The organism is Catellatospora sp. KI3, from assembly GCF_029948125.1.
Taxonomy (GTDB): domain Bacteria; phylum Actinomycetota; class Actinomycetes; order Mycobacteriales; family Micromonosporaceae; genus Catellatospora.
Genome location: NZ_JASAMB010000018.1, coordinates 152,857 through 178,571 on the forward strand (window position 1 = coordinate 152,857; position 25,715 = coordinate 178,571).

Annotated in this window: 27 protein-coding genes and 1 pseudogene; 12 read left to right on the plus strand and 16 right to left on the minus strand. The window is 71.9% G+C overall.

The window, feature by feature from the left end:
* The first annotated feature begins 32 nt into the window (after positions 1-32).
* Genes QEZ54_RS26105 through QEZ54_RS26115 form a run of 3 tightly spaced genes read left to right on the plus strand, consistent with a single transcriptional unit; the run spans position 33 to position 3,270 of the window.
* On the plus strand, positions 33-1,385 hold the full coding sequence (locus tag QEZ54_RS26105) for an efflux RND transporter periplasmic adaptor subunit (RefSeq protein WP_281307351.1): 1,353 nt from the start codon (positions 33-35) through the stop codon (positions 1,383-1,385).
* A gap of 20 nt (positions 1,386-1,405) precedes the next feature.
* Positions 1,406-2,089, plus strand: coding sequence for an ABC transporter ATP-binding protein (locus tag QEZ54_RS26110; protein WP_348650575.1), 684 nt, complete (start codon positions 1,406-1,408; stop codon positions 2,087-2,089).
* A complete protein-coding gene (locus QEZ54_RS26115; RefSeq protein WP_281307353.1) occupies positions 2,089-3,270 on the plus strand; it encodes an ABC transporter permease in 1,182 nt (393 codons plus the stop codon). The genes QEZ54_RS26110 and QEZ54_RS26115 overlap by 1 nt, the downstream gene beginning before the upstream one ends.
* Before the next feature lie 3 nt (positions 3,271-3,273).
* Here QEZ54_RS26115 and QEZ54_RS26120 read toward each other — a convergent pair whose 3' ends face one another.
* From QEZ54_RS26120 to QEZ54_RS26140, 5 genes are all read right to left on the minus strand, one after another.
* Entirely contained in the window at positions 3,274-3,663 is a 390-nt protein-coding gene (locus tag QEZ54_RS26120; RefSeq protein WP_281307354.1) for a PPOX class F420-dependent oxidoreductase, read from the minus strand.
* A gap of 37 nt (positions 3,664-3,700) precedes the next feature.
* Entirely contained in the window at positions 3,701-3,994 is a 294-nt protein-coding gene (locus QEZ54_RS26125) for a DUF6510 family protein (protein ID WP_281307355.1), read from the minus strand.
* 14 nt (positions 3,995-4,008) lie between these two features.
* Positions 4,009-4,773 carry a ferredoxin reductase gene (locus QEZ54_RS26130; RefSeq protein WP_281307356.1) on the minus strand — a complete coding sequence of 255 codons (765 nt, stop codon included), beginning with the start codon at positions 4,771-4,773 and terminating at the stop codon, positions 4,009-4,011.
* Positions 4,743-5,342, minus strand: coding sequence for a sulfite oxidase-like oxidoreductase (locus tag QEZ54_RS26135; RefSeq protein ID WP_281307357.1), 600 nt, complete (start codon positions 5,340-5,342; stop codon positions 4,743-4,745). Before QEZ54_RS26135 ends, QEZ54_RS26130 begins: the two co-directional genes overlap by 31 nt.
* A gap of 83 nt (positions 5,343-5,425) precedes the next feature.
* Positions 5,426-6,709: a citrate synthase gene (locus QEZ54_RS26140; RefSeq protein WP_281307358.1), complete on the minus strand. Its 1,284-nt coding sequence runs from the start codon at positions 6,707-6,709 to the stop codon at positions 5,426-5,428.
* Positions 6,710-6,921: 212 nt separating this feature from the next.
* On the opposite strand from QEZ54_RS26140, the gene QEZ54_RS26145 reads away from it, so the two are divergent.
* Entirely contained in the window at positions 6,922-7,425 is a 504-nt protein-coding gene (locus QEZ54_RS26145) for a nucleoside deaminase (protein WP_281307359.1), read from the plus strand.
* 130 nt (positions 7,426-7,555) lie between these two features.
* On the opposite strand, the gene QEZ54_RS26150 is transcribed toward QEZ54_RS26145, so the two are convergent.
* The 4 genes from QEZ54_RS26150 to QEZ54_RS26165 all read right to left on the minus strand — a co-directional run bounded on the left by QEZ54_RS26150 (position 7,556) and on the right by QEZ54_RS26165 (position 13,651).
* Positions 7,556-8,557: an NAD-dependent epimerase/dehydratase family protein gene (locus QEZ54_RS26150; protein ID WP_281307360.1), complete on the minus strand. Its 1,002-nt coding sequence runs from the start codon at positions 8,555-8,557 to the stop codon at positions 7,556-7,558.
* Positions 8,558-8,697: 140 nt separating this feature from the next.
* On the minus strand, positions 8,698-10,917 hold the full coding sequence (locus tag QEZ54_RS26155; RefSeq protein WP_281307392.1) for an ATP-dependent RecD-like DNA helicase: 2,220 nt from the start codon (positions 10,915-10,917) through the stop codon (positions 8,698-8,700).
* Positions 10,918-11,030: 113 nt separating this feature from the next.
* Positions 11,031-12,407, minus strand: a complete 1,377-nt coding sequence (locus tag QEZ54_RS26160) for an FAD-binding oxidoreductase (protein WP_281307361.1) — start codon at positions 12,405-12,407, stop codon at positions 11,031-11,033.
* A gap of 56 nt (positions 12,408-12,463) precedes the next feature.
* Entirely contained in the window at positions 12,464-13,651 is a 1,188-nt protein-coding gene (locus QEZ54_RS26165) for an LCP family protein (RefSeq protein ID WP_281307362.1), read from the minus strand.
* Between the two features lie 152 nt (positions 13,652-13,803).
* Between QEZ54_RS26165 and QEZ54_RS26170 the strand changes: the two genes are divergently transcribed.
* A complete protein-coding gene (locus QEZ54_RS26170) occupies positions 13,804-14,016 on the plus strand; it encodes a CsbD family protein (protein WP_281307363.1) in 213 nt (70 codons plus the stop codon).
* A gap of 73 nt (positions 14,017-14,089) precedes the next feature.
* Here the strand turns inward: QEZ54_RS26170 and QEZ54_RS26175 are convergent, their stop codons facing one another.
* Positions 14,090-14,272, minus strand: a complete 183-nt coding sequence (locus QEZ54_RS26175; RefSeq protein WP_281307364.1) for a hypothetical protein — start codon at positions 14,270-14,272, stop codon at positions 14,090-14,092.
* Between the two features lie 169 nt (positions 14,273-14,441).
* Between QEZ54_RS26175 and QEZ54_RS26180 the strand changes: the two genes are divergently transcribed.
* The gene (locus QEZ54_RS26180) at positions 14,442-14,855 is read left to right on the plus strand and encodes a hypothetical protein (protein WP_281307365.1); all 414 of its coding nucleotides are present in this window, start codon (positions 14,442-14,444) and stop codon (positions 14,853-14,855) included.
* 112 nt (positions 14,856-14,967) lie between these two features.
* Positions 14,968-15,108 carry a DUF6131 family protein gene (locus QEZ54_RS26185; RefSeq protein ID WP_348650572.1) on the plus strand — a complete coding sequence of 47 codons (141 nt, stop codon included), beginning with the start codon at positions 14,968-14,970 and terminating at the stop codon, positions 15,106-15,108.
* 230 nt (positions 15,109-15,338) lie between these two features.
* On the opposite strand, the gene QEZ54_RS26190 is transcribed toward QEZ54_RS26185, so the two are convergent.
* Together QEZ54_RS26190 and QEZ54_RS26195 are read right to left on the minus strand one after the other, a co-directional pair.
* Positions 15,339-16,961, minus strand: a complete 1,623-nt coding sequence (locus QEZ54_RS26190; RefSeq protein WP_281307366.1) for an ABC-F family ATP-binding cassette domain-containing protein — start codon at positions 16,959-16,961, stop codon at positions 15,339-15,341.
* A gap of 258 nt (positions 16,962-17,219) precedes the next feature.
* Complete coding sequence (locus QEZ54_RS26195; protein WP_281307367.1) at positions 17,220-17,438, minus strand: hypothetical protein; 219 nt, start codon at positions 17,436-17,438, stop codon at positions 17,220-17,222.
* A gap of 269 nt (positions 17,439-17,707) precedes the next feature.
* Here QEZ54_RS26195 and QEZ54_RS26200 point away from each other — a divergent pair, with 269 nt between their 5' ends.
* Both QEZ54_RS26200 and QEZ54_RS26205 read left to right on the plus strand, forming a co-directional pair.
* Positions 17,708-18,193, plus strand: a complete 486-nt coding sequence (locus tag QEZ54_RS26200; RefSeq protein WP_281307368.1) for a sigma-70 family RNA polymerase sigma factor — start codon at positions 17,708-17,710, stop codon at positions 18,191-18,193.
* Positions 18,186-18,956, plus strand: a complete 771-nt coding sequence (locus tag QEZ54_RS26205; RefSeq protein WP_281307369.1) for a hypothetical protein — start codon at positions 18,186-18,188, stop codon at positions 18,954-18,956. Before QEZ54_RS26200 ends, QEZ54_RS26205 begins: the two co-directional genes overlap by 8 nt.
* A gap of 113 nt (positions 18,957-19,069) precedes the next feature.
* Here QEZ54_RS26205 and QEZ54_RS26210 read toward each other — a convergent pair whose 3' ends face one another.
* Entirely contained in the window at positions 19,070-19,540 is a 471-nt protein-coding gene (locus QEZ54_RS26210) for a UTRA domain-containing protein (RefSeq protein WP_281307370.1), read from the minus strand.
* Complete coding sequence (locus tag QEZ54_RS26215; RefSeq protein WP_281307371.1) at positions 19,537-19,791, minus strand: winged helix-turn-helix domain-containing protein; 255 nt, start codon at positions 19,789-19,791, stop codon at positions 19,537-19,539. Before QEZ54_RS26215 ends, QEZ54_RS26210 begins: the two co-directional genes overlap by 4 nt.
* A 303-nt stretch (positions 19,792-20,094) precedes the next feature.
* Between QEZ54_RS26215 and QEZ54_RS26220 the strand changes: the two are divergent.
* Positions 20,095-20,304, plus strand: a pseudogene (locus QEZ54_RS26220) (flavin reductase); the annotation flags it as partial.
* 215 nt (positions 20,305-20,519) lie between these two features.
* Here the strand turns inward: QEZ54_RS26220 and QEZ54_RS26225 are convergent.
* Positions 20,520-21,617 carry a hypothetical protein gene (locus QEZ54_RS26225; RefSeq protein ID WP_281307372.1) on the minus strand — a complete coding sequence of 366 codons (1,098 nt, stop codon included), beginning with the start codon at positions 21,615-21,617 and terminating at the stop codon, positions 20,520-20,522.
* Between the two features lie 94 nt (positions 21,618-21,711).
* Here QEZ54_RS26225 and QEZ54_RS26230 point away from each other — a divergent pair, with 94 nt between their 5' ends.
* Entirely contained in the window at positions 21,712-22,281 is a 570-nt protein-coding gene (locus tag QEZ54_RS26230; protein ID WP_281307373.1) for a TetR/AcrR family transcriptional regulator, read from the plus strand.
* Positions 22,282-22,336: 55 nt separating this feature from the next.
* Here the strand turns inward: QEZ54_RS26230 and QEZ54_RS26235 are convergent, their stop codons facing one another.
* Positions 22,337-23,902: an FAD-binding oxidoreductase gene (locus tag QEZ54_RS26235; protein WP_281307374.1), complete on the minus strand. Its 1,566-nt coding sequence runs from the start codon at positions 23,900-23,902 to the stop codon at positions 22,337-22,339.
* Between the two features lie 79 nt (positions 23,903-23,981).
* Between QEZ54_RS26235 and QEZ54_RS26240 the strand changes: the two genes are divergently transcribed.
* Positions 23,982-25,508 (plus strand): glycerol-3-phosphate dehydrogenase/oxidase, encoded by a 1,527-nt coding sequence (locus QEZ54_RS26240; RefSeq protein ID WP_281307375.1) that lies wholly within the window; start codon positions 23,982-23,984, stop codon positions 25,506-25,508.
* Positions 25,509-25,715: the final 207 nt, after the last annotated feature.

The window sequence follows — 25,715 nt, forward strand, 5'->3', positions numbered from 1 at the left end:
AATGTGACACGATGCGGCCTAGGCTGGCGCGGGTGACCCGTGCCTCCACCGCCCGCCGCGCCGTACTGGGACTGACGGCCGCCACGCTGCCCTTCACCATGGCCGCGGCGGCGGTCGAGGAGCCGGACCCGGCCATCGTGCTGGACGAGGTGCGCCGCGCGAGCGTCTCGGAGTTCATCGACGTCCCGGCGCAGGTGGCCGCGCGCAACTCGGCCACGCTGCGCGCCCCCGCCCGCGGGGTGCTGGTGGAGCTGACCGTGCAGCCGGGGCAGTTCGTGCACCGGGGCGAGGTGCTGGGCCGCATCGAATCCCCGCTGGCCATGCAGCGGCTGGCCCTCGCCCGGCAGGCCGCCAGCCGGGTCAAGGACATCAAGAAGATCACCCCGGCCGATCTTCACGACCTGATCGAGGACCGCAAGGACAACGACCAGAACACGATCGACTTCTACCGCGACCTCGCCGAGCTCCTCATCCCCCCGGGCGAGCTGCGCGACACCCTGCTCGAAGAGCTGGACGAGCAGGAGGACCTGCTCGACGACACCATCGACGACCTCGACGAGTTCGCCGACGACGTACGTGACAACCTGAAGAAGCTGGACGAGATCCTGGTGGGGCTCAACGCGGTGACCCGGCTGCTGACCCAGTCGGCCGCCGAAGCCGCGCAGAACACCGTGGACGCGCTCACCCTGGTCGCCCCGATCGACGGCACGGTGCAGCCCGGGGGGCCGGAGAGCAACTCGGTCATCGCCGGACTGCTGGCCGACCGCCTGCCGCAGGGGCCGCTGGCGTCCCTGCTGCCCAGCATCACCGGCATCGACGTCGGCGTCGGCGGCACCGGGGAGGTCGGCGTCAACGACACCCCGGAGGTCGGCGACCCGGTGACCGCGGGCCGGGCCATCGTCACCGTCGTCGACACCACCGAACTGTCGCTGGTCGGCGAGATCGACGAGACCGACGTGCTGAACGTCAAGAACGGCGACGAGGCCACCGTCAGCATCGAGGCGGCGCCGGGCGCGCGGTTCAACGCGTCCATCACCTCGATCGACGTGCTGCCGACCCGGGCCGCGCGGGGCGGGGTGTCGTACCGGACGAAGTTCGCCTTCAACGGCGAGCTGGACCCGGTGCCGCTGCCCGGCATGTCCGCGGTGGCGCACCTGCCGGTGGGCGACACGAACGCCAAGCTGTCGGTCCCCACCGACGCGCTGTTCACCAAGCTCGGGCAGAGCTTCGTCTGGTTGGTCCGGGCCGGCAAGGCGGTGGCCCAGGCCGTCAAGATCGGAGCGGCGGGCGACGGGCGGACCGAGATCCTCGAAGGGCTGGCCGAGGGCGACCAGGTCGTGGCCGCGGGGCTGGAGCACGTACGCGAGGGGATGACCGTCGAGTGACGGCCGCCGGTGGCGCGGCGGTGCTGGAGGCGCGGCAGGTGTCGCGGGAGTACCGGGTCGGCCCGAGCGCCGTGGCCGCCCTGCGCGAGGTGGACCTGCGCATCGGCCGCGGCGAGCACGTGGCCCTGACCGGACCCTCCGGCTCCGGCAAGTCGACGCTGATGCACCTGCTCGGGGGCCTGGAGCGGCCCACGGCCGGGCGGATCCTCATCGACGGCCAGGACGCGGGCACGCTGCCGGCGGGCCGGCTGGCCCGGCTGCGCAGCAGCGTGATCGGCTTCGTGTTCCAGAGCTTCCACCTGCAACCGCAGGCCAGCGCGGTCGACAACGTCGCCCTGCCGCTGGTGTACCGGGGCGTGCCCGGCCCGCAGCGGCGCCGCCGCGCCCTGGACCTGCTCGACCGGGTCGGCCTGGCGCACCGGGCGCAGCACCGGCCCGGCCAGCTGTCCGGCGGCGAGCAGCAGCGGGTCGCGGTGGCACGGGCGCTGGTCACCGAGCCGGCGGTGCTGCTGGCCGACGAACCCACCGGCAACCTGGACTCGGCCTCGGGCGAGCAGGTGCTGCGGCTGCTGGAGGAGCTGAACGCCGAGCGCGGGGTGGCCCTGGCGATCGTCACGCACGAGCGCCGCATCGCCGACCGCGCCCGGCGGCGGATCGTGCTGCACGACGGGCGGATCACCGCCGACACCGGAACGGAGTGGTGATGAGGTTCGCCGAGGCGTGCCGGGTGGCCGCCGCGTCGCTGCGCGCCGCCCCGCTGCGCAGCGCGCTGACCATGCTCGGGGTCGCCGTCGGGGTCGCCTCGGTGACGGCGCTGGTCGCGGTCGGCAGCGGCGCCCGCCAGGAGGTGGCCGGGACCGTGTCCAGCCTGGGCTCGAACCTGCTGCTGGTGGTGCCCGGCAAGCTGGAGGTGGGCATGCCCGCGACGTCCCGGATGCAGCTGGCCGACGTCGACGCGGTGGCGCGGGTGGTCGGCGACCCGGACCGGGTGTCCGCCTCGGTCGCCTCCGGCGAGACGGTACGGGCCGGTGACGCCAGGATGTTCACCAGCGTCGTCGGCGCGCTGGACAACTCGCCCCGGGTGCTGACCCGGCAGCTGACGGCCGGCACCTACCTGTCGCCCACCGATGTGGACCTGTCGCGGCGGGTCGCGGTGCTGGGCGCCACCGTCGCGCGCACGCTGTTCGGCGCCGCGAACCCGGTCGGGGCGCAGGTCGGCGTCGCCGGGGTGCGCTTCCGGGTGATCGGGGTGTTCGCCCCGCTCGGGCAGAGCCTGGGCGTGGACCGCGACGACGAGCTGCACATCCCGCTCACGACGGCGCAGCGGCTGCTGGGCACCGGCCGGGTGGATCTGATGGCGGTACGCGCCGACGCGCCCGCGCAGCTGGCCGACCTGACCCGGCGCATCTCGGCCGAGCTGGCCGCCCGCCATCCGGAGACCGAGTTCAGCGTCGTCACCCAGGACCAGATCGTGGGGGTGCTGGACCGGGTGCTGGCCCTGCTCGGCGCGGTGCTGGCCGCCACCGCCGGGATCTCGCTGCTGGTCAGCGGCGTGAGCGTCTCCAACATCATGCTGGTGTCGGTGCGGGAGCGGGTCCGCGAGATCGGGCTGCGCCGGGCGCTGGGCGCCGGGCCGGCCGACATCGCCGCCCAGTTCCTGGCCGAGGCGGTCCTGCTGACCAGCGCCGGCGGCGTGGCCGGCGTCGGCGCCGGCGCGCTGGGGTCGGTGCTGATCGACCGGCTGACCCCCGTGCCCGCCGCGCTCACCTGGTGGTCGGTGCTGCTCAGCGTCGCGGTCGCGGCGACGGTCGGGGTCGTGTTCGGGGTGGTGCCCGCGCTGCGCGCCGCCCGCCTCGACCCCGTACCGGCGCTGCGCACCGAGTGAGGGTCAGCCCTGGCCGAGCTTGGCGGTCGGCGTGATCCTCACGATGACGCGCTCCTCGCCCGGCTTGGCGAACGGGTAGTCCTTGCCCAGGTACTTGTTGGACAGCTTGTCGATGTGGGCGCGGGCGCCCTCCTCGACCAGCTCGGCGGTGCCCTGCACCCACAGGGCGCGGTAGTCGTCGGCGCGGTCGACCACCGAGATGCCCACGCGCGGGTCGCGGACCAGGGCGTCGTACTTCACCCGGCCCTTGGCGGTGTTGAAGATGATGTGCTCGCCGTCGGTGTCGATCCACACGGCGGTGACGTGCGGCGAGCCGTCGAAGGCGGTCACGGCGACGTGCGCGAGCTGGGCTTCGTTGAGCAGGGCGACGTCTGCTTCGGTCAGAATCGGCATAAGATCGAATCTACCGGGATTAAATCGCACAGAAGGCTCATTCAACGCCGAGCGGAATGCGGATGCTGGTCGCGCCGCGCAGGTCCAGCCAGGCGCTGTTCGGGCCCCGGACCAGCCGCATGACCACCTCCGTGCAGGAGGGGCAGCGCGCGACCAGGCCGGGCGCGTGCGCGTACACCCGCAGCAGCGCCACCGGCCCCTCGGCGCCGCAGTGGGCGCACCTGCCGCTGGCCGCCGTCAGGTCCACCGCGAAGATCTCCCGCAGCGGCCCGGCCAGCGCGTTGCCGTCGGCGTAGTCGCCGTCGTCATACGGGCCGTGGAACGGAGTCATGATCGCCCTCTCGGTCAGGGGCCACTCGGGCCGAAGCGTTCCGTGCGCACCCGGCGCGGCTCGTGGCCGAGCGCGATGAGGATGTCGGCGACCGTCTCCACGAAGCCGGTCGGCCCGCACACGAAGCAGGCGGGCTGGAAGTCGGCCGGCCAGCCGTGCGTGTTCACGTCGGCCACCCCGAGCCGCCGCGGCTCGCCGGGCCAGCCCTGCGGCGCCTGCCGGCTGTAGACGTACGCGACGTCCAGGCCGAAGTCGTCGCGCGCACGGCTGCGCAGCTCGTCGGCGTAGATGCAGTCCTGCGGCGTACGCACCGAGTAGAGCAGCCGGAACAGGGCCTTGCTGCCCGCCGCGCGCCGGGTGCGCACCATCGCCATCAGCGGCACGATCCCGGAGCCGCCCGCGACCAGCGTCACCGGCGCGGTGTCGGTGTGCCGCCACACGAACCAGCCGCCCACCGGCCCGCGCAGCTCCACCGGATCCCCCACCGCCAGCACGTCGGCCAGGTACGGCGAGACCTCCCCGTCGTCGACCCGCTGCACGGTCAGCTCCAGGCGCGAGCCGTCGGACGCCGAGGCGATGGAGTAGCTGCGCTGCGTGCTGTATCCGTCCTCGGCGGTCAGCCGCACGTCCACGTGCTGGCCGGGCAGGTGCCCCGGCCAGTCCGGCACGTCCAGGACCAGCGTCTGCGCGCTGGGCGTCTCGGCGCGGCGCTCGACCAGCCGCGCCACGCGCCACTCCAGCCGCCGGCTCAGTCCCCCTGATACCGCTGCTCGCGCCATGGGTCACCGTAGTCGTGGTAGCCGGCGCTCTCCCAGAACCCCGGTTCGTCCTCGTTGAGCAGCTGGATGCCGCGCACCCACTTGGCCGACTTCCACAGGTAGAGGTGCGGCACCAGCAGCCGGGCCGGGCCGCCGTGCGCGGGCGCGAGGTCCTCGCCCTCGTACTTGAACGCGATCCACGCCTGCCCGTCGAGCAGGTCCTCCACCGGCAGGTTCGTGGTGTACCCGCCGTAGGAGTGCACCAGCGCGTAGTCGGCCGCGGTCTCGACGTTCTCCAGCAGCGTGTCCAGGCTGACCCCGGTCCAGGTGGTGCCCAGCTTCGACCACTTCGTCACGCAGTGCAGGTCGACGGTGACGGTCTGGCCGGGCAGCGCCATGAGGTCAGCCCAGCTCCACGCGTACCGCTGCCCCGCCTCCGTGACGACCGTGAACTCCCAGGCGTCGGTCGGCACCCGGGGCGTCGGCCCGGCGGTCAGCACGGGGAAGTCCTCGGTCAGGTACTGCCCCGGCGGCAGCTCCGGCGCCGCCGCCGAGCGCCGCCCGTGGAACCCCGGCGAGACGATGCCCATCCACTACAGCTACCACACCTGAGCAGCGAAAAACCGCCCTTCGCCAGCCGGGAGCGGGGCGAAGGGCGGTCTGGGAGCAGTCGTCAGCGCTGGTCGAGCGGCACGAAGTTCCGCTCCGGCGAGCCGATGTACACCTGGCGCGGGCGGCCGATCTTGGTGGCCGGGTCGCTGATCATCTCGCGCCACTGCGCGATCCAGCCGGGCAGGCGGCCCAGCGCGAACAGCACCGTGAACATCTTCGTGGGGAAGCCCATGGCCTTGTAGATCAGGCCGGTGTAGAAGTCCACGTTCGGGTAGAGCTTGCGCGAGACGAAGAACTCGTCGGCCAGCGCGATCTCCTCCAGCTGCATGGCCAGGTCCAGCAGCGGGTCCGGCTTGGCCATCCGGCCGAGCACGTCCTGCGCCACCTTCTTGACGATCGCGGCGCGCGGGTCGTAGTTCTTGTACACCCGGTGGCCGAAGCCCATCAGGCGTACGCCGTCCTCGCGGTCCTTGACCTTCCGCACGAACGACTGCACGTCGCCGCCCTCGGCGCGGATCCGCTCCAGCATCGACAGCACGGCCTCGTTGGCACCGCCGTGCAGCGGCCCGGACAGCGCGTTCACGCCCGACGAAACCGAGGCGAACAGGCTGGCCTGCGCCGAGCCGACCAGGCGCACGGTCGACGTCGAGCAGTTCTGCTCGTGGTCGGCGTGCAGGATGAGCAGCAGGTCCAGCGCCTTGGCGAAGACCGGGTCGATCTCGTACGACGTGGCCGGCACGCCGAAGGTCATGCGCAGGAAGTTGTCGACGTACCCGAGGGAGTTGTCCGGGTAGAGCATCGGCTGGCCGATGGACTTCTTGTAGGCGTACGACGCGATGGTGGGCGCCTTGGCCAGCATGCGCACGGTCGAGATCTCGACCTGGTCGTTGTCGAACGGGTCCAGGCTGTCCTGGTAGAACGTGCCCAGCGCGCTGACGGCGGCCGACAGCACGGCCATCGGGTGCGCGTCCTTCGGGAAGCCCTCGAAGAAGCGCTTCATGTCCTCGTGCAGCAGCGTGTGCATGCGGACGCGGTCGGAGAACTCGCTCAGCTGCGCGGCGGTGGGCAGCTCGCCGTACATCAGCAGGTAGGAGACCTCGAGGAAGGTCGACTTCTCCGCCAGCTGCTCGATGGGGTAACCGCGGTAACGAAGGATGCCCTCGTCACCGTCGATGTACGTGATCGCGGAGGTACAGGCGGCGGTGTTGACGAAGCCCGGGTCGTACGTGACGAACCCCGTCTCCTTCAACACCTTGCCGATGTCGAGGCCAGAGGCGCCCTCGACGGCGGGCTGTACATCCAGGGAGAGGTGTCCGCCCGGGGTTTCCAGGTTCACATCCGCCACGACTTTCCCTCGCTTTATCGGGAGATCCTTTATCAGTAGTTAAGTTTCACCGTAAGCCCTGCGGTTCGGCACCTGCCGTAGCCCTCGCTGAGGGGAGAATCACGCCGAACCGCCCGTGCTTTAACGGCACTTACCCGATTTTGGGCCGATTTATGAGACCTTGTGCCCCCGGATCAGGCAGCGGGGCCGGGGTCTGGGCATACCCTGAGTAGGTGGCGACGCTGCCCCACTCGACGATCATGACCGAGGAGGCCGACCGGGCCTTCCTGGCCATCGCGGTGCAGTCCGCGGTGACCAACGTCGAACTCGGCGGCGGGCCGTTCGCCAGCCTGATCGTCAAGGGCGACCAGATCATCGGCAAGGGCGTGAACCGGGTCGTCAAGGACCTGGACCCCACCGCCCACTCCGAGATCACCGCCATCCGGGCCGCCTGCCGCCAGCTGATGGCGTTCCAGATCCCCGGGACGGTGCTCTTCTCCTCATGCGAGCCCTGCCCGATGTGCCTGGCCGCGGCCCTGTGGGCGCACGTAGACCGCGTCGTCTACGGCGCCACCCGCGTCGACGCCGCCCGCAACGGCTTCGACGACCTTCGATTCTACAACCTGTTCGAGATGCCCCGGCAGCTGTGGTCCACCCCCGTCGTTCAGGTCGTAACCCCGAACCTGATGGACCCCTTCCGCGCCTGGCAGGACAAGATCGACAAAATCCCCTTCTGACGCCCGGCGCCCGGCGCCGGCGCGCGCCACGACGGCGGCGTTCGTGCAGTTTCGGGGAAGGTGCTCGAATCGGGCCCAAGATTCCGGCACTTTCCCCAAAACTGCACCCGACCTCGGGCGCGCGCGGCGCTCAGCGGGACGCGTGGAAGGCGGCCAGGAGGGCAGCCTCGTCGGCGGGGGTGATGCCGCTGGCGGGGACGGCCCGGTCGGTCGCGGCGGGCAGCCAGGCGTACGTGTCGCGCACGGTGTCGGCCAGCGGCCGGGTGACCAGCCCGGCGGCCAGCGAGCCGCTGACGTCCCGGCACATGAACCCGTCGTACTCCGGCAGCGCCACCCACATCGGCAGCGACCGCTCGCCCATCCACTCGTTCACGCCGTGGTCGAGCAGGAAGTCCTGGTCGACCCAGGTCAGCTCCGGGTTCGTGCCCAGCGCCGCCGCGACGCCGGCGAAGAACTCGCCTCGGGGCAGCGGCGCGCCGATCCCGTCGTAGGCGCCCGCGAGCCGGTGCCGCGCCGCGTGCAGCAGCCAGGCGGCCAGGTCGCGCACGTCCACCCACTGCGCCCACTCGTCGGGCGCCCCCGGCGCGAGCACCTCGCCGCCCCGGGCCAGCCGCGACACCCAGTAGTCGAACCGGTTGTACCGGTCCCCCGGGCCCACGATCAGACCGGCCCGGCACAGGAACACGCGGTCCGGCCCGAGCGCTTCGAGCAGCACCCGCTCGCAGCCGACCTTGGCCGGGCCGTAGTTCGCGCCGACCGCGTCGTCCTGCTCGGGCGTGGCCGCGGGCAGCAGCGGCGTGTCGGCCGGGGTGCGGCCGGGCACGCTGTGGTCGGCGTACACGGAGCAGCTGGAGACGTGCACCCAGTGCCCGATCCGGTCGCCGAGCTGGTCCAGCACGCTGCGGACGTGGCTCGGGCGGCGCGCCACGTCGATCACCGCGTCGAAGGACTCGCCCGAGAGGGCCGACAGACCGTCGGGGGTATCGCGATCGGCGGCGACCAGGCGCACCCCGTCCGGCACCCTGCCCGACACGCCCCGTGCCACGCACGTGACCTCGTGTCCGGCCGCGACGGCCTGCGCCGCCACCTCATGTCCGAGAAAGACAGTCCCACCAAGCACCAGCAGTCGCATGCGACCCAGCATCACCGCCGCCCGCGCCGGCCTGCCACCCCGTTCGCACTCGGCGTAGCCCGCTCCCGGGCTCCGGCCGACACCGTCAAGAAGGGGCCCTTCTACTACGGAAAGCGATAAGAAGGGGCCCTTCCTTACCCTCAGGCGAGGGGGAGGAGGCGGTGGTCGAGGGCGGTGTGGCGGCGGCCCGCGCCGAGGGTGCGCACGGCGACGGCCAGCGCGCGGGTGGAGCCGGCGAGCACCACCAGCTTCTTGGCCCGGGTGACGGCGGTGTAGAGCAGGTTGCGCTGGAGCATCATCCAGGCGGCGGTGGTGAGCGGGACGACGACGGCCGGATACTCCGAGCCCTGCGAGCGGTGGATGCTGATCGCGTACGCGTGGACCAGCTCGTCCAGCTCGTCGAACGCGTAGGGCACGTCCTCGTCCTCGTCGGTGCGCACGGTCAGCGACTGGTCCTCCGGGGACAGGCCGGTGACCACGCCGACGGTGCCGTTGAAGACCCCGGCGGTGCCCTTGTCGTAGTTGTTGCGGATCTGGGTGACCTTGTCGCCGATCCGGAACACCCGGCCGCCGAAGCGGCGCTCCGGCCTGCCCTCGACCGAGGGCGTGAGCGCCTCCTGGAGCAGCAGGTTCAGGTTGCCCGCGCCGGCCGGGCCGCGGTGCATCGGGGTGAGCACCTGGATGTCGCGGCGGGCGTCGAACCCGAACCGCTTCGGGATGCGCTTGGAGACGAGGTCGACGACCAGCGGCGCGGTCGCCTCGGTGTCGTCGCACTCGAAGAAGAAGAAGTCCGGGAAGCCTTTGAGCTGCGGAAACTCGCCCCGGTTGATGCGGTGGGCGTTGACGACGACGCCGGACTCCTGCGCCTGCCGGAAGATCTGGGTGAGCCGCACGCGCGGGATGACGTCGGCGTTGAGCAGGTCGCGCAGCACCTCGCCCGCGCCGACCGAGGGCAGCTGGTCCACGTCGCCGACCAGCAGCAGGTGCGCGCCGGGCGCGACGGCCTTGACCAGCTTGTTGGCCAGGATCAGGTCCAGCATGGACGCCTCGTCGACGACGACCAGGTCGGCGTCGAGCGGGTTGTCGCGGTCGTAGGACGGGTCGCCGCCGGGCTGGAGTTTGAGCAGCCGGTGCACCGTGGTCGCCTCGTGGCCGGTCAGCTCGGCCAGGCGCTTGGCGGCCCGGCCGGTGGGCGCGGCCAGCACGATCTTGGCGCGCTTGGCCCGCGCCAGCTCCACCACCGACCGTACGGTGAAGCTCTTGCCGCAGCCCGGACCGCCGGTCAGCACCGCCACCTTCTCGGTCAGCGCCAGCCGCACCGCCTGCTCCTGCTCGGGGGCCAGGTCGTGGCCGGTGCGCGCCTTGAGCCAGGCCTGCGCCTTGGCCCAGTCCACGCCGGCGAAGGCCGACAGCCGGTCGCGGCCGGTGTTCAGCAGCCCGAGCAGGCTCTGGGCGAGTCCGCGCTCGGCCCGGTGGAAGGGCACCAGGTAGACGGCGGGCACCGTGCCGTCCTCGACGCCGGGGACCTGCTCGCGCACCACGCCCTCGTCGTCGACCAGCTCGGCCAGGCAGCGGGTGACCAGCTCGGCGGGCACGCCCAGGTCGCGGCCCTCCTTGTCGGCGACGGCGAGGATCTTCACCGCGTCGGCGACCAGGTTCGGGGCGGGCAGGTAGCAGTGCCCGGCGTCGGCGGCCTCGCTCAGCGTGTACTGCAATCCGGCCTTGACGCGCTGCGGGCTGTCGTGGGCGATGCCCACCGCCCGCGCGATGGTGTCGGCGGTGCGGAACCCGATCCCCCACACGTCGGCGGCCAGCCGGTACGGCTCCTCGCGCACCACGGTGATCGAGCCGTCGCCGTACTGCTTGTAGATGCGCACGGCCAGGGACGTGGAGACGCCGACACCCTGCAGGAAGATCATGACTTCCTTGATGGCCTGCTGCTCGATCCACGCCGCGGCGATGAGTTTCGTGCGCTTGGGGCCCAGCTTCGGCACCTCGATCAGGCGCTGCGGCGTCTGCTCGATCACGCGCAGGGTGTCCACGCCGAAGTGGGCCACGATCCGCTCGGCCAGCTTCGGCCCGATGCCCTTGACCAGGCCGGAGCCGAGGTATCGCTCGATGCCGACGATGGTGGCGGGCAGCACCGTGGTGTAGTTCCACACCTCGAACTGGCGGCCGTAGCGCGGATGGGAGGTCCAGCGGCCGGTCATCCGCAGGCTCTCGCCCGGCTGGGCGCCCAGCAGCGCGCCGACCACGGTGAGCAGGTCGTCGCCCCGCTTCTCGGTGGCGACCCGGGCGATGGTGTAGCCGGTCTCCTCGTTGGCGTACGTGATCCGCTCCAGCACCGCCGACAGCACCACACCGGGCGGCCGGGCGGGGGCGTCCCCGGGGGCGGATGTCTGCGCGGTCACCCCGACATCGTGCCGCATCCGTGCGACGAACCGGGAGACGCGCAGCCCCGGCGGACCCGGGCTCAGCCCGGTTTGATGTTCGGGTTGAGGTGGAAGACGTTGTCGGGGTCGTAGCGGGACTTGACGACGGCCAGGCGGCGGTAGTTCTCCAGGCCGTACCCGGCCACGACCCGCTCGGCGCCCTCGGCGCCGATGAAGTTGGAGTAGACCGCGCCGGTGGACCAGGGCTTCATGTCGGCCCGGGTGTCGCGGGCCCAGCAGATGGCGCGCCGGTCGTCCTCCGGGTCGGTCCACAGGCCCAGCGGGTGCACCACCCAGGGGGCGCGGCGCCACGGCACCGGGTAGCCGGCGGTCGAGCGGGCCACGGCGCCGCCGTACGGGAACAGCACGTGCTGCGACGGGGACGGCACCACCATGTCGCGGGCCCGCTCGCAGTAGCGCTGCACCGCCGCGTCGGGCAGCGACTCCAGGTGCTCGGCCGACCAGTAGTTGCGGTAGCCGGGCGGGTCGTCGAACATGCCCTGCAGCTCCGCGTACGGCACCTCGACCAGCAGCTCGCCCTCGTGCCCCAGCCCCAGCAGCGGCTTGCAGACCTGCCGCGCCTCCTCCAGCGTCCCGGCGTAGACCACCAGCATCGCGCAGGCCAGCTGCCCGACCAGGTGCTCGGGTGTGAACTCCTCGGGCGGGCCGGTCAGGTAGATGACGCCGCCGCCGACCTCGTCCGGCGCCGACTCCATGAACTCGCGGTACGCCGACACGACCTCCGGTCCGGCCTCCGGCCGCCACAGCAGCAGGGCCACCGCGACCTGCGGCAGCTCGTACAGCCGGAAGGTGAACGAGGTGGCCGCGCCGAAGTTGCCGCCGCCGCCGTGCAGCGCCCAGAACAGGTCCGGGTGGCTGCTCTCGCTCGCGGTCACGGTCTGGCCGTCGGCGGTGACCAGCTCCACGGCGAGCAGGTTGTCGCAGGCCAGGCCGTACTTGCGTTCGAGCCAGCCGGAGCCGCCGCCGAGGGTGAACCCGCCGACGCCGGTGGTGGACACCCGGCCGCCGGTGGTGACCAGGTCGAACGGCTGCCCGGCCCGGTCCAGGTCGCGCATGGTCGCGCCGCCGCCGACGACCGCGGTGCGGGCGACCGGGTCGACCGTGACCCGGTTCAGCCGGCGCAGGTCCAGCACGATGCCGCCGTCGGACAGGGCGGTCCCGGCGACGCCGTGGCCGCCGCCGCGTACCGCGATCTCAAGCCCTTCCGCGCGGCCGAAGGCGATGGCGCGGGCGACGTCGGCGGTGTTGGCGCACTGCGCGATCACGGCCGGACACTTGGTGATCATCGAGTTGAACAGGGTGCGCGCGTTCTCGTACGCGGCGTCGTCACGGGTGAGCACGGTGCCGGCGAATCCGGCCCGCAGTCCGCCCAGCGCCCTGGTTCCCAGCACGGTCATGACCAACCCCCCGTTGGCACAGCTCCCCACCAGGATAAATGCCGGGGTTCAGGGGGTCAGTCGGCTGCGCGGATCGGGTGCGGGTCGGTGGTGGGCGGGGCGCCGATCGGCACCGTGCCGTCGCCGTACACGGACTCGGGGTGGGTGGTGACGTACGCGTCGAGGGTGTCGGCCTTCGCGGCGGCGAACATCTCCAGCGTGCCGTAGCTGATCGCCTGGGTGCCCTTGACCTTGCCGCGCAGGTACGTCCCGTTGTTGGTCTTGAGCAGCACCAGGTCGCTGCTGCGCAGCCCGCGCAGCGTCCACAGGAAGTCGAACAGGTCGGCGTGCCCGGTGTCCATCCGCAGCGCGCTGCCGGCCGACTTGATCAGCGAGGTCACCTTGAGCGGGTTGGTGACGACCCCGACCGTGGCCGCCTTCTCCCCCATCGCCTTGAGCAGCTGCTGCTGGTGGCGCTGGCGGTCGTAGTCGCCGTTGGGGCCGCTCTTGCGCTGGCGGGCGAAGTCCAGCGCCTCCCAGCCCGCCATGTCGCGGCAGCCGACCGGGTGCACGTAGCTGTTGGGCAGGAAGACGCCGCTGCGCTTGCCGTACGCCTTCTCAGGCTTGCCGTCGACCACGATGTAGTGGTCGGACTTGGTCTCGCGATCGACGCACATGTGCACGCCGCCCAGCTCCTCGATCACGTCCTTGAAGCCGTCGAAGTCGATCACGGCGACGCCGTCGAACTGCAGCCCGGTGAGCTGGTGGATGGTGTTGGCGGTGAGCGCGGCACCGCCCTGCCAGTCGAGGCCGTTGCGCGAGCCGTAGGTGTAGGCGGCGTTGATGCGGTTCCGCTTGCCGTAGAACCCGGCCTGCGGATACGCCGGGATGTCGACGAGCGCGTCGCGCGGGATCGACATCAGGTACGCCTTGTCGTGCTCGCGCGGGATGTGCAGCACGATGATCGTGTCGGCGCGTCCGCTGCCGTCGGCCCAGCCGTGCCGGGTGTCCAGGCCGAGCAGCAGGATGTCCAGCGGGCCGGTGAGCGTGCGCCCGGAGATGGTGGGCGCGGGCTTGAGCGCGTCCCCCTCCAGCACCGAGCCGGTCTCCACGGAGCTGGTGAGGCTCTGCAGGTACGACTTGGTGAGCAGCGCGCCGCCGAAGCCGAGCGACAGGACGAGCAGGCCGACCCCGGCCAGGACGAACCCCCAGAACGGCAGGCGGCGGCGGGGGCGCTTGGGCAGGGTCATCGCGGGTCTCTCCATCCGGGGGCTCACCTGGCGACAGACCATACCAGCCGATTATTACCGTTTATGGGTTTTTGTCCGTTGAATTGGTTTGGGGAGGTTTCGAGGCGTCCCGACGGGGTATGTGCGGGGGGAACCCGACCGCCGCAACCGCACCGAGGGAGTTGGTCATGGGTATCAAGGACAAGATCAGCAACGAGGCCGAAGACCTCAAGGGCAAGACCAAAGAGGCGACCGGCAAGATGACCGACAACGAGCGCCTGGAGGCCGAGGGCAACATGGACCAGGCGTCGGCGAAGATGAAGAAGGCCGGCGAGAAGGCCAAGGACACCTTCAACGACACCAAGGACGCCGCGGCCGACGCGATGCGCGGCAGGTCCTGATCCTGAGCATTCATCTCTGCCATAGGGCGGGGGCCGGTGGCACCAGCCACCGGCCCCCGCCCGTATCTTTAGCTCAGTGCTCGGAGCCGGAGAAGGGTTCGGTGGGGTTGCGGGGGTCGCGCGGGTCGTCGTCGGTCAGCCGCTCGGTGTCCTCGCGGTGCCGCTCGTGCTCACGCTCGGTGTCCTCCTGCGCCCGCTCCAGGTCGGACTCGGGCACCGGCGAGATGAAGTCGCGCTCTGGGCTGTGGCCTGCCATGACCGTCCTCCTCAGGTCGGGAACACCGTTCACGTACCCGCGTGGCGTTTTCAGCAAACCAGGACAAGACGGACGCCAGGTGTATGGTGATCATGTCGGTCCGGCACCGCTTTTTCTTGTGCCGTGTTGTGGACACCTGCGGTCGCCGCAAACCGTAGAGTGTGTAGCCATGACCACCAGTGAACAGCTCAGCACTCTGAGTGATGCTGCCCAACGGGCGGAAGAGCTGCGCGCCGAGCTGATCACGCTGCTGGACAAGTGGCAGGCGTGGCGCTCGGACCCGGCGTACCCGGGCACCGGCCGGATCGGACCCGGCTGGCAGGCCGGGTTGGACCACGCCATCGCCACCACCAGCCAGGCCGTCGCGGCCCTGCCGCCGGGCACCGACCCGGCTGTACTCGCCGACCTGACCCAGCCGCTGCTCACCACGTTCTGGGCGCACCGGCCCGGTCCGATGGCCGACGTGGCGACCAAGGTCGCGATGGTGCGGCTGCGCGCCCTGGCCCTGCACGGCAGCGCGGGCTTCGGGCTGGTGGACACGGCCGCCGCCGAGCGCCGCGAGCCGGTCCTCGCCCCGGTCTGATCCTGCCCGCATACCGGCGATCTTCGCTCGTTTACCGGCCGATGCGGCCGGGTACCTCCGCGATGTAGGCAAAGGTTGCCTGCGAGGGAGGCCTCAAGTGATCATCCTCGGCTTGATTCTGCTGCTCCTCGGCTACTTCCTGCACATCTCGCTGCTGTGGACGATCGGCATCATCCTGCTGATCATCGGCGCGGTGCTGTGGATCGCCGGTTCGGTCGGCCGCCCCGTGGGCGGCAGACGACACTACTGGTAGGAGTGCCCTACCGGTAGGAGCATGACGTGCGGCGGGCCCGATCGGGCCCGCCGCGTCACGTCTCGGCGCTGGAACCTTCACCGCAGGCGTGAAGATCGTCGTTTGCGGTCAGGAGAGCGGCTACGGGCCGGGGTTTCGACCGCTGGCCGCGATCATCGGCTGGGCTGGCCTCCAAGGTCACGATCTCCGGTCATGATCTCCGGTCACGGCCTCTGGTCGGGGGGTGCGCGTCAGTGCTCCAGCAGCTTGCCGCCGGTCAGGTGCCAGTGGCGGGTGTGGCCCACCGCGGCCGCGAAGTACGCGTCGTGGGTGACCGTGATCAGGGTGCCCCGGAACTCGCGGAGTGCCACCTCGATCACGTCGAGGGAGTCGAAGTCCAGGTAGTTGGTCGGCTCGTCGAGGAGCAGCACTCGGGCCCGGCTGTTGACCATCACGGCCAGCAGCAGCCGCCGCAGCTCCCCCGCCGACAGCGTACGCAGCGGGGCGTCCCACTGGTCGGAGTCGAACAGGTAGGCGTCGAGCAGGCGCTCGGCGTCGTCGGCGTAGACGGGGACGTGGCCGCGGAAGAAGTCGCGGACGGAGGTCGGGCGGCGCAGGTCGTCGTGGGTCTGCGGAAGCAGGGACACCCCGGCCGGAGCCTCGACGGTGCCGCCGGTCGGGACATCGCCGGCCAGGGCGCGCAGGAGGGTGGTCTTGCCCGCGCCGTTCACGCCGGTCAGCAGGATGCGGTCCCCGCCGTACACGGTGAGGTCGACAGGGTCGAGCAGGGTGCGGCCGGAGCGGGACAGGGCCAGCTCGCGGGTGCGGACGACCACTTCGTCCGGGGTCGCCTCCTGGGGGAAGGCCAGGGCCAGGACCGGGCGGGTCTCGGGCCGGTCGATCCAGCGCAGGGAGTCCATCTGCCGGCGCAGGCGGCGCTCGCGGGCCTTGGCCTTCTTGGCGACCTTCTTCGCGTACCGGCGGATCTTGTCGGAGCCCAGGCCGCTGCGGACGGACTGCTCCACCCCGGCGGCCTGCTCGCGGGTACGCGCGATGTCGGCCTCCCAGCGGGTGCGGTCCTTCTCCTGCGCCTCGTAGTCGAGCAGCAGCCGCTGCCAGCGCCTCGCCTTCTCCTCCCGGTATGCCGTGTAGCCGCCCTCGTAGGTCTGGAGCTCGTCGTGGATGCCGTCGAGTTCGAGCATCCGGGTGACGGTGCGGTCCAGGAAGGCGCGGTCGTGGCTGACCACGAGGAGCCCGCCGGAGAAGGCGGCCAGCCAGTCGCCGAGCCAGGTGATGCCCTCGGCGTCGAGGTGGTTGGTGGGCTCGTCGAGGATCAGCAGGTCGGGGGTGTCGAGGAGCACCCGGGCCAGGGTGAGGCGGGCCTGCTCGCCGCCGCTGACGTGGCGCAGCGGGGTGTCGTCGGGGAGATGGGACAGGTCCAGGCGGTCGCGTACCTCGGCGAGGCGGGTCTCGGCGGTCCAGCCCTGGAGGGCGGTCCAGCGGTCCTGGATGTGGCCGTACTCGGCGAGGACGTCTTCGCCTCGGGCGAGGGCCTGCTCCAGATCGGCCAGGCGGGTGCGGACGGTGTCGAGTTCACCGAGGCCGGAGGCCAGGAAGCGGCCGACGGTGTCGTCGGGGTCGGGGACCTGCTGGGCGAACCAGCCCAGGCGGGTGCCGGGCGCTCGGCGTACGTGGCCGGTGGCGGGTTTGAGCCCGCCGGTCAGGATGCGCAGGAGGGTGGACTTGCCGGCGCCGTTCGGGCCGACGAGGCCGACCCGGTCACCGGCGCCGAGCACCAGGTCGACTCCGGCGAACAGGGTGTCGCCGGAGTAGTGATGGGAAAGAGAGACGGCTTTTAGCAAGGTGATCCCCACGGCGGATGAGTGCGAGCACAGGGTGATGCGCCGGAAAACAGGCGCACGGGAGCCGACGGCCGTAGGGCCGGTCAGGCAGGGCGAGCGGAAGGCTCAGCGCGTCCCGTGAATCACATGTGCAAAGGCTCCCGGTGGAGGCAACGTGGGCGTTCTCGATAGTGCCGCGTTTCAGTCCGCAGGTGCAACCCGTTTCCTCAGCAGGCTGCATGCATTCAGCCCAGGGAGCATGGCCCTGCCATGCTCCCTGGGCATCTCGATCTACTCGGTTGGCCCAGTCACGCACCGCTCGGCGTTCTCGTCGCGACGTGGGGATCCGCGAGTCAGTCCAGCATGGAGGAAGACGACGCCGAGGATTACGAACTCCGCAGCGAAGCTGATCGCCAGTATCTGGCGATTGTCAATGAGTGGCGCGGTGAGCAAAAGAATGATCATGGAGACGCCGAACATCCCGAGACCCACGCGCGCCGTGCCATTCATCTGACGAATCCTCCTTCTGGCGCGTCGTCGACCCCGATCTGCGGCCGAGACTGCGTGCTCGGCCTAGGTGAGCAGTGGGTGCGGTCGACGGCAAGGCAGAGGCGAAAATTCTTCTGTCCCCGGTGCAACCTCCCGCCCGGTCGCGAGGTGATATCGCGACGAGTCGGGAGTCGACTCACGGGGATGGACGGAAATGGCAGATGACGGCGTTGTCGATCAGACAGGCTGAATCACCGCCCGGACGAGCAGGCACGGCACGCGACGGCGCCGTGCTCGCGGACTTCGAGGAGTGCTACGCGGCACACTTCCAGGGCATCGCGCTGCAGATCGCGGCGTACATCGGCAACGCGGCCGACGCCCAGGACATCGTTCAGGAGGCGTTCGCGCGGGCGCTGCCCCGCTGGGCCAAGCTCGCCGGCTACGCCGACCCGGGCGCCTGGGTCCGGCACGTCGCCTGGAACCTCGCCAAGACCCGCTGGCGCCGCCAGCAGCGGCTGAACCTGTTCCTGCGCCGCCACCGCGAGGAGCACCTCGCCGGACCCGGACCGGACCGGGTCGCGCTGACCAGCGCACTGGCGAAACTGCCCGAGATGCAGCGGCGCGCGTTCGTCCTGCACTACATCGGCGAGCTGACCATCGCCGAGATCGCCGAGCAGGAGCGCACTCCCGAGGGCACGGTCAAGTCCTGGCTGCACCGCGCTCGGGCCGCGATGGCCGCGCAGCTCGGCACAGGAGCGGAGGAGCGGGATGTCTGAGCGTACGCACGACGAGCTGTTCGCCGCGGCGATCGGGGACTTCCGCGCGGCCACCCTCCCGTCCATCCGGCCACAGGGCACGGCCGCCGCGCAGCGGCGCGCAGGCGAGCGCCGCCGCAACCAGGCGCTGGTGCTGTGCGCGGCGCTCCTGCTGTTGCTCGCGCTGCCTGTGGCCGCACTGGCGCAGTACCGCCCGGACCGGGGACCCGCCCCGGTGACCGCCAGCCCTTCGCCCTTGCCCAGCGGATCGGTCTCCCCCTCCGCCTCGGCGACCGCCGAGCCCTCGCCGACGACCACTCCCGTGGGCACCTCGCCGACGACAAGCCCACGTTCCACCGGCGCGACCGGCACGGGCTCCGGTGTGCCGAGGTGCCTGCCGGGCGGCCACATCTCGGTCGCCGGGTACGACGGCCCCGGCATGGGTGCCGAGGTGGACGCGCTGAAGTTCCTATGTCCGGGCGAGAAGATCTACTTCTTCTGGGCCACCTACACCGTGCAAGACGCCGACACCCTCGTGCTGGCGGCCTCCGGCCGCAGCTACGTCGACCACACGCACGTCAGCCGGTCGATCCCGGCCCCCGGCTACCGGCCCAACGACACGGAGAGCTGCACGGCGCTGGTCATCGTGCAGGGCCGCGGCTCGATCCGCAGCACCCTCGCCTGGAACGCCGAGGGCGAGAGCGACAAGAGCGTGTACGGGTCGCTCACCCGGATGCGCTACTTCCCGTACCACTTCGCCTGCGATCCCCGGCCCGCCGCCTAGCGCGGGCCGCCGACGGCCCGGCCGCCGCGGAGACGTCGCATCCACGGGGGATGCGAAGCTCCGGCAGCGGCCGGGCCGCGTCACGGGCTGTCCCGGCAGATCATTCCCGTGGATCAGTCAGGAACCGGGATCGCGTACGTGAGTTCGTAGCGGTCGCCCGGGAACACGATGTCGCATGCCTCGACAGTCAGGTCGCCCGCATAGTGTCTGCGCTCGATGACCAGGACATACGCTCCGCGCTGCGGTAGTTCGAGGCGTTCGGCCTCAGAGGTCGTCGCCGCTCTGGCGGTCACCTTCTCCACCACGCGGTCCACCCGCCGCCCGATCGCGTCCATCCTGGCGATGACGCCGGTGACAGCACCCTCTTCAGGGTGTTCGACGGGTGTTCCGCCGGTGAGCGACAGCGGCTCCCAGGACCAGGACAGCTGAACCGGGCTGCCGTCGGCGAAGAACCGGTACGCGGTCTCCATCACGGGCTCCCCCACGGCGATGCCCAGCAGCTCCGCCACTCGTGTCGTCGCGGACCTCCGCTCACTGACGTGCTCCCAACCAGCCTCACGGTTGGAGTTCGCCACATCCGTCATGAACGGCGGCGGGCTTGCCGCCGACGCGAATACCGGGCGGTGCTGTCGCGGACCAGCCGCTTGCGCGACGTCACGTACACGCCCGCACCGGGTCGAGCGACCGCCAGCCCTTCGTGCCGCAGCACCGCCAATGCGTCCCGCGCCGTCGCCCGAGCAACGCCGTAGCGCTGCATGAGCACGTTCTCACCGGGCAGGCGATCGCCCACCTGGTATTCGCCCCGCGTGATCGCCTCCCGAAGCTCATTGGCCATCTCCACATACCGGTGCGGTGCCCGGTCTGGTGTGTCACTCATTTCAGGTCCTCGCCCAACCTCTCTAGAGCACAGGCTACGTGCCATGTCGGCCCCGCGAAACCATCGATAGACAAAACTCAAGCCACGAAGGCTTGCACTTCTCTAGAGAGGTGGAGTCGGGCCTGGTGGTTCGGCATCCAGGACTTGTCGGGCCGGGCTCGCACCCTCGGCCCGGCGAGTTCCGGGAAGGGCGCCGACACATCTCCCAACCTCGCCAGGCGCCCTTCCCACCCACTCACCCTGGCTCCGCAAGGAGGTTCGATGTCTCTGCACACACCGATCCGCCCGCACTGGAAATGCGCGATCTGCTCGGACGAGTGGCCCTGCCACACCCGCAGGCGGCAGCTGCTCGCGCAGTTCTACGGCGCGCCCGCTTCCCTCGCACTCGTACTTGCGCGCCACCTCGTCCAGGCCTGCGAAGACCTCCCGACCACCGCGTCGGGCCTGCTGCACCGCCGCTTCCTCGGCTGGCTGAACCCGCCGACGGCACCCCCGCGCACTCCCTCGCCGCCGGTGCGGCTGTTCTCGGACACCCACATGCCCCCCGCCGCAGTCACCGGCGACAGCCCGCGCCCGCCACTACGAGCACCGAAACACGCAGCACATCGCCTGCTCGCAGGCGTCGGGTAAGACACCAACACGCGCGGGTACGGCGGCTGCCGCCGTACCCGCGTCGCAACGCCCCGCTAAGCCCGCTCGGCCCGCACCGGCTGGGTCGGCACGACCAGGACCGCCAGCAGCAGGCCGACCAGCGCCGCCACCACCGGAATGCCCGTCAGCAGCTCCGGCGTCGGCGTGATCGGACCCCGTTCGAAGTGCACGGCCTCCCCGGCCACGTACGCCGTGGCGAAGAACGCCGTCCACGTCCACAGCGCCGCCAGCGCCGCGAACGCCCGCAGCCGCCGCGGGGCGTCCGCGCTGGGCCGCAGCCGCCAGGCCAGCAGGTCGACGCCGATGCCGCCGACCACCACCCCCGCCGCCATCGTCACGTTCTCGAAGCCGCTGACCGCCGTCGACAGCCCCGCCAGGAACGCGTACACGATGGTCGCGCTGCCCACCGGCACCACCCACCGCCGCGCCAGCAGCAGCAGCGGCGCGAGCAGCACCACGTTCGTCAGCACCAGCGCCGACACGAACCGGCCGGTGAAGCCCTCGTCAGGGTTGGACAGTGCGACCTGCACCGATGCGGCGTTGAACGTGAGCGCGTTGCCGTACTGCAGGAAGAGCAGGACCAGCGTCGAGCCGAGCGCCAGGGCGAGCACCGCGGGCAGCAGCGGGCGCAGCCCCGACACCGCCGGGCGGTCCTGCAGCCACGCCGCGCGCAGCGGCGTGGTCACGATGACGAACATGGACACGACCAGGCCCAGGTGGGTGGGGCTGAACAGGATGTCGATGTTCTGCTCGATGCCGAACACCTCGTGCCAGGTGAAGTCGCCGAACCCGAACAGCGCGAACGCGAGCACCGCCACCGACGCCGAGGCGTATCCGACGGGCATGGCGCGCAGGTCGGGGCGGCCGCCGCCGCGCAGGGCCGGGCGCACGGTCCAGGCGATCCAGCCGCCGGTGACCAGGAAGCCCCAGTAGAAGACGGCGTGCCAGGGGGTGAAGAAGGTCTCCAGGCCGGGCACGTTGTTGTGCGCCCAGGCGTCCAGCATCAGCCCGACGGTGAACCAGGCGCCGAGCAGCACCATCACCAGGTCGGTGCGGTAGCTCGTGATCGGGCGGACCGGTTCCGGTCCGGACGGTGCGGCCTCGGTGCCGGATAGGACTTCGATGTTGACCATGGTGACTCCCCCAGGTCGATTGCGGACGCGCCGTTGCGCGAGCCAGGATACCGCCGCTGCTCCGAACGGTCCGGTGCCGTGGTACACAGGGCCGGTGGACGATCTCGTGCTGGACGCCGTACGCGACTGCGTGCTGGCGTATGGGGTGCGCCGTACCACGGTGACGGAGGTGGCGCGGCGGGCCGGGGTGTCCCGGATGTCGGTGTACCGGCGCTGGCCAGACGTGCAGAGCCTGGTCGGGGACCTGATGAGCCGCGAGTGGCACCGCGTGATCGTGGCCGCCCGCGACGGCGGCGACGCGGGTGCGCCGGTGCGCGAGCGGCTGGTGGCGCAGTCGGTGGCGGCGGCCGCGGCGCTGCGCGTACACCCGCTGCTCCGGAAGATCATCGACGTGGATCCGGAGATCCTGCTGCCGTACCTGCTGCACCGGCGCGGCGCCGGGCAGGACGAGATGCTGGCGTTCCTCGTCGAGGCGATCGCCGCGGGGCAGGCCGACGGGTCGATCCGCGCTGGCGAACCGGCCCGGCTGGCCCGCGCGGTCCTGCTCACCGCGCAGTCGTTCGTCCTGTCGATGCCGACGGTCGCCGACGCCTACGACCCCGCCGACCTCGACACCGAACTGTCCACCCTGCTCGACGTGTACCTCCGCCCCGGCCAGGAGTGAAGAAGGGGCCCTTCTACCTCGCAAAGCGATAAGAAGGGTCCCTTCCTTACGGGTGTCAGCGCGGGAGGAGGACGCCGGGGTTGACGACCCCGAAGGGGTCCAGCTGGCGCTTGACCGCCTGCAGGGCGGCGGCGCCCAGGGGGCCGATCTCGCGGAGGTACCAGTCGCGGTGCTCGGTGCCGACGCCGTGGTGGTGGCTGATGGTGCCGCCCGCGGCGATGATCGCCTCGTTGGCGGCCGCCTTGGCCCGCTGCCAGCCGGTCAGCGCATCTTCCTGGTACGACGTGACGACGGTGAAGTAGAGCGAGGCGCCGGTCTCGTATACGTGCGAGATGTGGCACAGGACCAGGGACGGGGTCGGGAGCGCGGTGAACAGGGCCTCGCGCACCGCCGCGTACAGGCCCGGCAGTGCCGACCAGAACGCCGCCGTCTCCAGCGTCTCGGCGAACGCGCCCGCGTCCAGCAGCCCGTCGCGCAGGTACGGCGCGTCGAAGCGGTGTGCGGCCCAGTGCTCGCCCGGCCCGGTGCCCAGCGGCGTACCGCCGAGAGCCGCCAGGACCTGCCCGGTGCGCTCGACCACGGCGGCCACGTCGGCGCCCTCGTGTCCGACGATGAGCAGGCAGCCGCCGTCGCCGCGTCCCGCGCCGGTCGCGCCGATCATGGTCTCGAACTCGTCGGACAGGCGCAGCACGGTCGGCTTCGGCCCGTCCTGGGCGAGGGTGCGGGCGGCGGTCGCGCCCTGCTCGAAGGATTCGAAGCGCCAGCCCTCGTAGTGGCGCTGGGCCGGGATCGGGCGGACGCGGACCGTGACCTCGGTGATGACACCGAAGGCGCCCTCGGAGCCGAGGAACAGTTCGCGCAGGTCGGGTCCGGCGGCTGAGGCGGGGGCGCGGCCGGTGTGCAGGGCGCCCTGCGGGGTGGCCACGGTCAGCGCCACCACCATGTCGTCGAAGCGGCCGTAGCCGGCCGACAGCTGGCCGGAGGAGCGGGTGGCGGCGAAGCCGCCGATGGTGGCGTACTCGTAGGACTGCGGGACGTGGCCGAGGGTCAGCCCGTGTGCGGCCAGCAGCTCCTCGGCGCGCGGGGCGGGCAGTCCGGCCTGCAGCACCGCCGTGCGCGACACCGGGTCGACGGCGCCGAGGCGGTCCAGGCGCCGCAGGTCGAGCGCGAGGTACGGGGTGGGCGTGGTCAGGCCGCCGACGACGGACGTACCCCCGCCGAAGGGCACCGCGGCCAGGCCGTGCTCGCCGCACGTGCGCAGCACCGCGACCACCTGGTCGGTGTCGGCCGGGCACAGCACCGCCTGCGGGGCGTGCGGCACCTCGCCCGCGCGCTGGCGCAGCAGGTCGGGGGTGGACTTGCCGGCGGCGTGGGCGGCCCGGCTGGCGCTGTCGAGGTGCAGGTGCTCGGCGCCGACGATCGCGGCCAGCGCCGCGAGCGCCGCCTGGCCGAGGGCGGACGGGGGCAGTTCGACCTGCTCCAGCTCGCGCGGCGCCGGGGCGGGCCGGACGTCGAAGACCTGCCCGAGCAGCTTGGCCACCCCCTCGGGCAGCGGCCTGGCCTTGGCCCGGTCTCCCCAGCGGCCCCAACCGGCCTGGTGCACTTCCGCGCTCGCATCCATGTGTGACAGAGTGACATCAACTGTCACTTAGGCGCAAGCGACGCCGGTACCACCTCAGCCGAGAGCCTAGGAGCGTCCCGTGTCAGCCTCCCTCACCGCTGCCCGCCGCACCCGCGAAATCGCCGCCCTCGCCGACGGCGAGACCGTGGACCTGCTCGTCGTAGGGCTGGGCGTCACCGGCGCCGGGGTCGCCCTGGACGCCGCGTCGCGCGGGCTGTCCGTGGCCGCGATCGACGCGCACGACCTGGCCTTCGGCACCTCGCGGTGGAGCTCGAAACTGGTCCACGGCGGCCTGCGCTACCTGGCCCGGGGGCAGTTCGGGGTGGCGTACGAGAGCGCGGTGGAGCGCGGCATCCTGATGACCCGCACCGCCCCGCACCTGACCCGCCCGCTGGGCATGCTGCTGCCCGCCACCGCCGGCACCACCCCGGGCGGCGTACGCCTGGCCGGAGCCGGACTGCGCGCCGGTGACCTGCTGCGCGCCGTGGCCGGCACCCCGCGCGCGGTGCTGCCGCCCGCCCGGACCCTGTCGGCGGCGCAGGTGCGCGCGATGGTGCCCGCGCTGCGCGCCGACGGGCTGCGCGGCGGCCGCCTGGGCTGGGACGGCCAGCTCAGTGACGACGTACGGCTGGTCGTCGGCCTGGCCCGCGCCGCGGCCGCGCACGGCGCCCGGATCCTCACCCGCTGCCGCGCGCAGGCGCTGACCGGCGACGGCGCCACCGCCCGCGACACCGTCACCGGCCAGGAGCTGCGCATCCGCGCCCGCGCCGTGGTCAACGCGACGGGAGTGTGGGCGGGCACCCTGGCCCCGGACATCACGCTGCGCCCGTCGCGCGGCACCCACCTGGTGCTGCCGGGCGAGCTGCTGCGCCACCCGTGGACCGGGCTGACCATCCCGGTGCCGGGCGAGTTCTCGCGCTTCGTCATCGTGCTGCCCCAGCCCGACGGCCTGGTCTACGTCGGGCTCACCGACGAGCCGGTGCACGGGCCGGTGCCCGACGTGCCCGAGGTGCCGGAGTCGGAGGTGGAGTTCCTGCTGGGCGTGCTGAATCCGGTGCTGGCCCGGCCGGTCCGGCGCGAGGAGGTGCTCGGCGCGTACGCGGGGCTGCGGCCGCTGATGGGCGGCGACGGGCGTACCGCCGACATCTCCCGGCGGCACGCCGTCGTCGAGGGGCCGGACGGGGTGGTGACCGTGGTCGGCGGCAAGCTCACCACGTACCGGCGGATGGCGCAGGACGCCGTCGACCTCGCGGTGCGGCGGCGCGGGCTGCGCGCGGGCCGGTGCCGCACCCGCGACCTGCCCCTGCCCGGCGCGGCCGACCGGGCCGAGCTGGCCCGGGTCGACGCCCCCGACCGGCTCGTCTTCCGGTACGGCACCGAGGCGCCCGCCGTGCTCGCGCAGGCACCGCCGCCGTGGCGCGGCCCCCTGATCGAGCAGAGCCCGGTCACCGGCGCGGAGCTGCTGTGGGCGGTGCGGCACGAGGGCGCGCTCACCGTCGACGACCTGCTGGACCGGCGCACCCGGCTCGGACTGGTCCCGGCGCACCGGGCCGCGGCGCTGGCCGCCGCCGAGCAGATCCTCGCGGACGGGCTGGAAGCGCCTTAGCGACTGTTCAGTCACGACGGAACAGTTCACGCATGAAAGAAGCTCGTTCCGGCGATCACGGGGGAAACCGTCGGAACGAGCTTGCGATGAACGTACCGCCTTTTCGCGCACACCGCCATCCCCGATCTCCTGGGAAGGCTGAACGCGCGGGCTTTCCGACCGATCGTCCCGGCCGCCGACGCCCATCCGACCTGCGCCGCTCTCCGA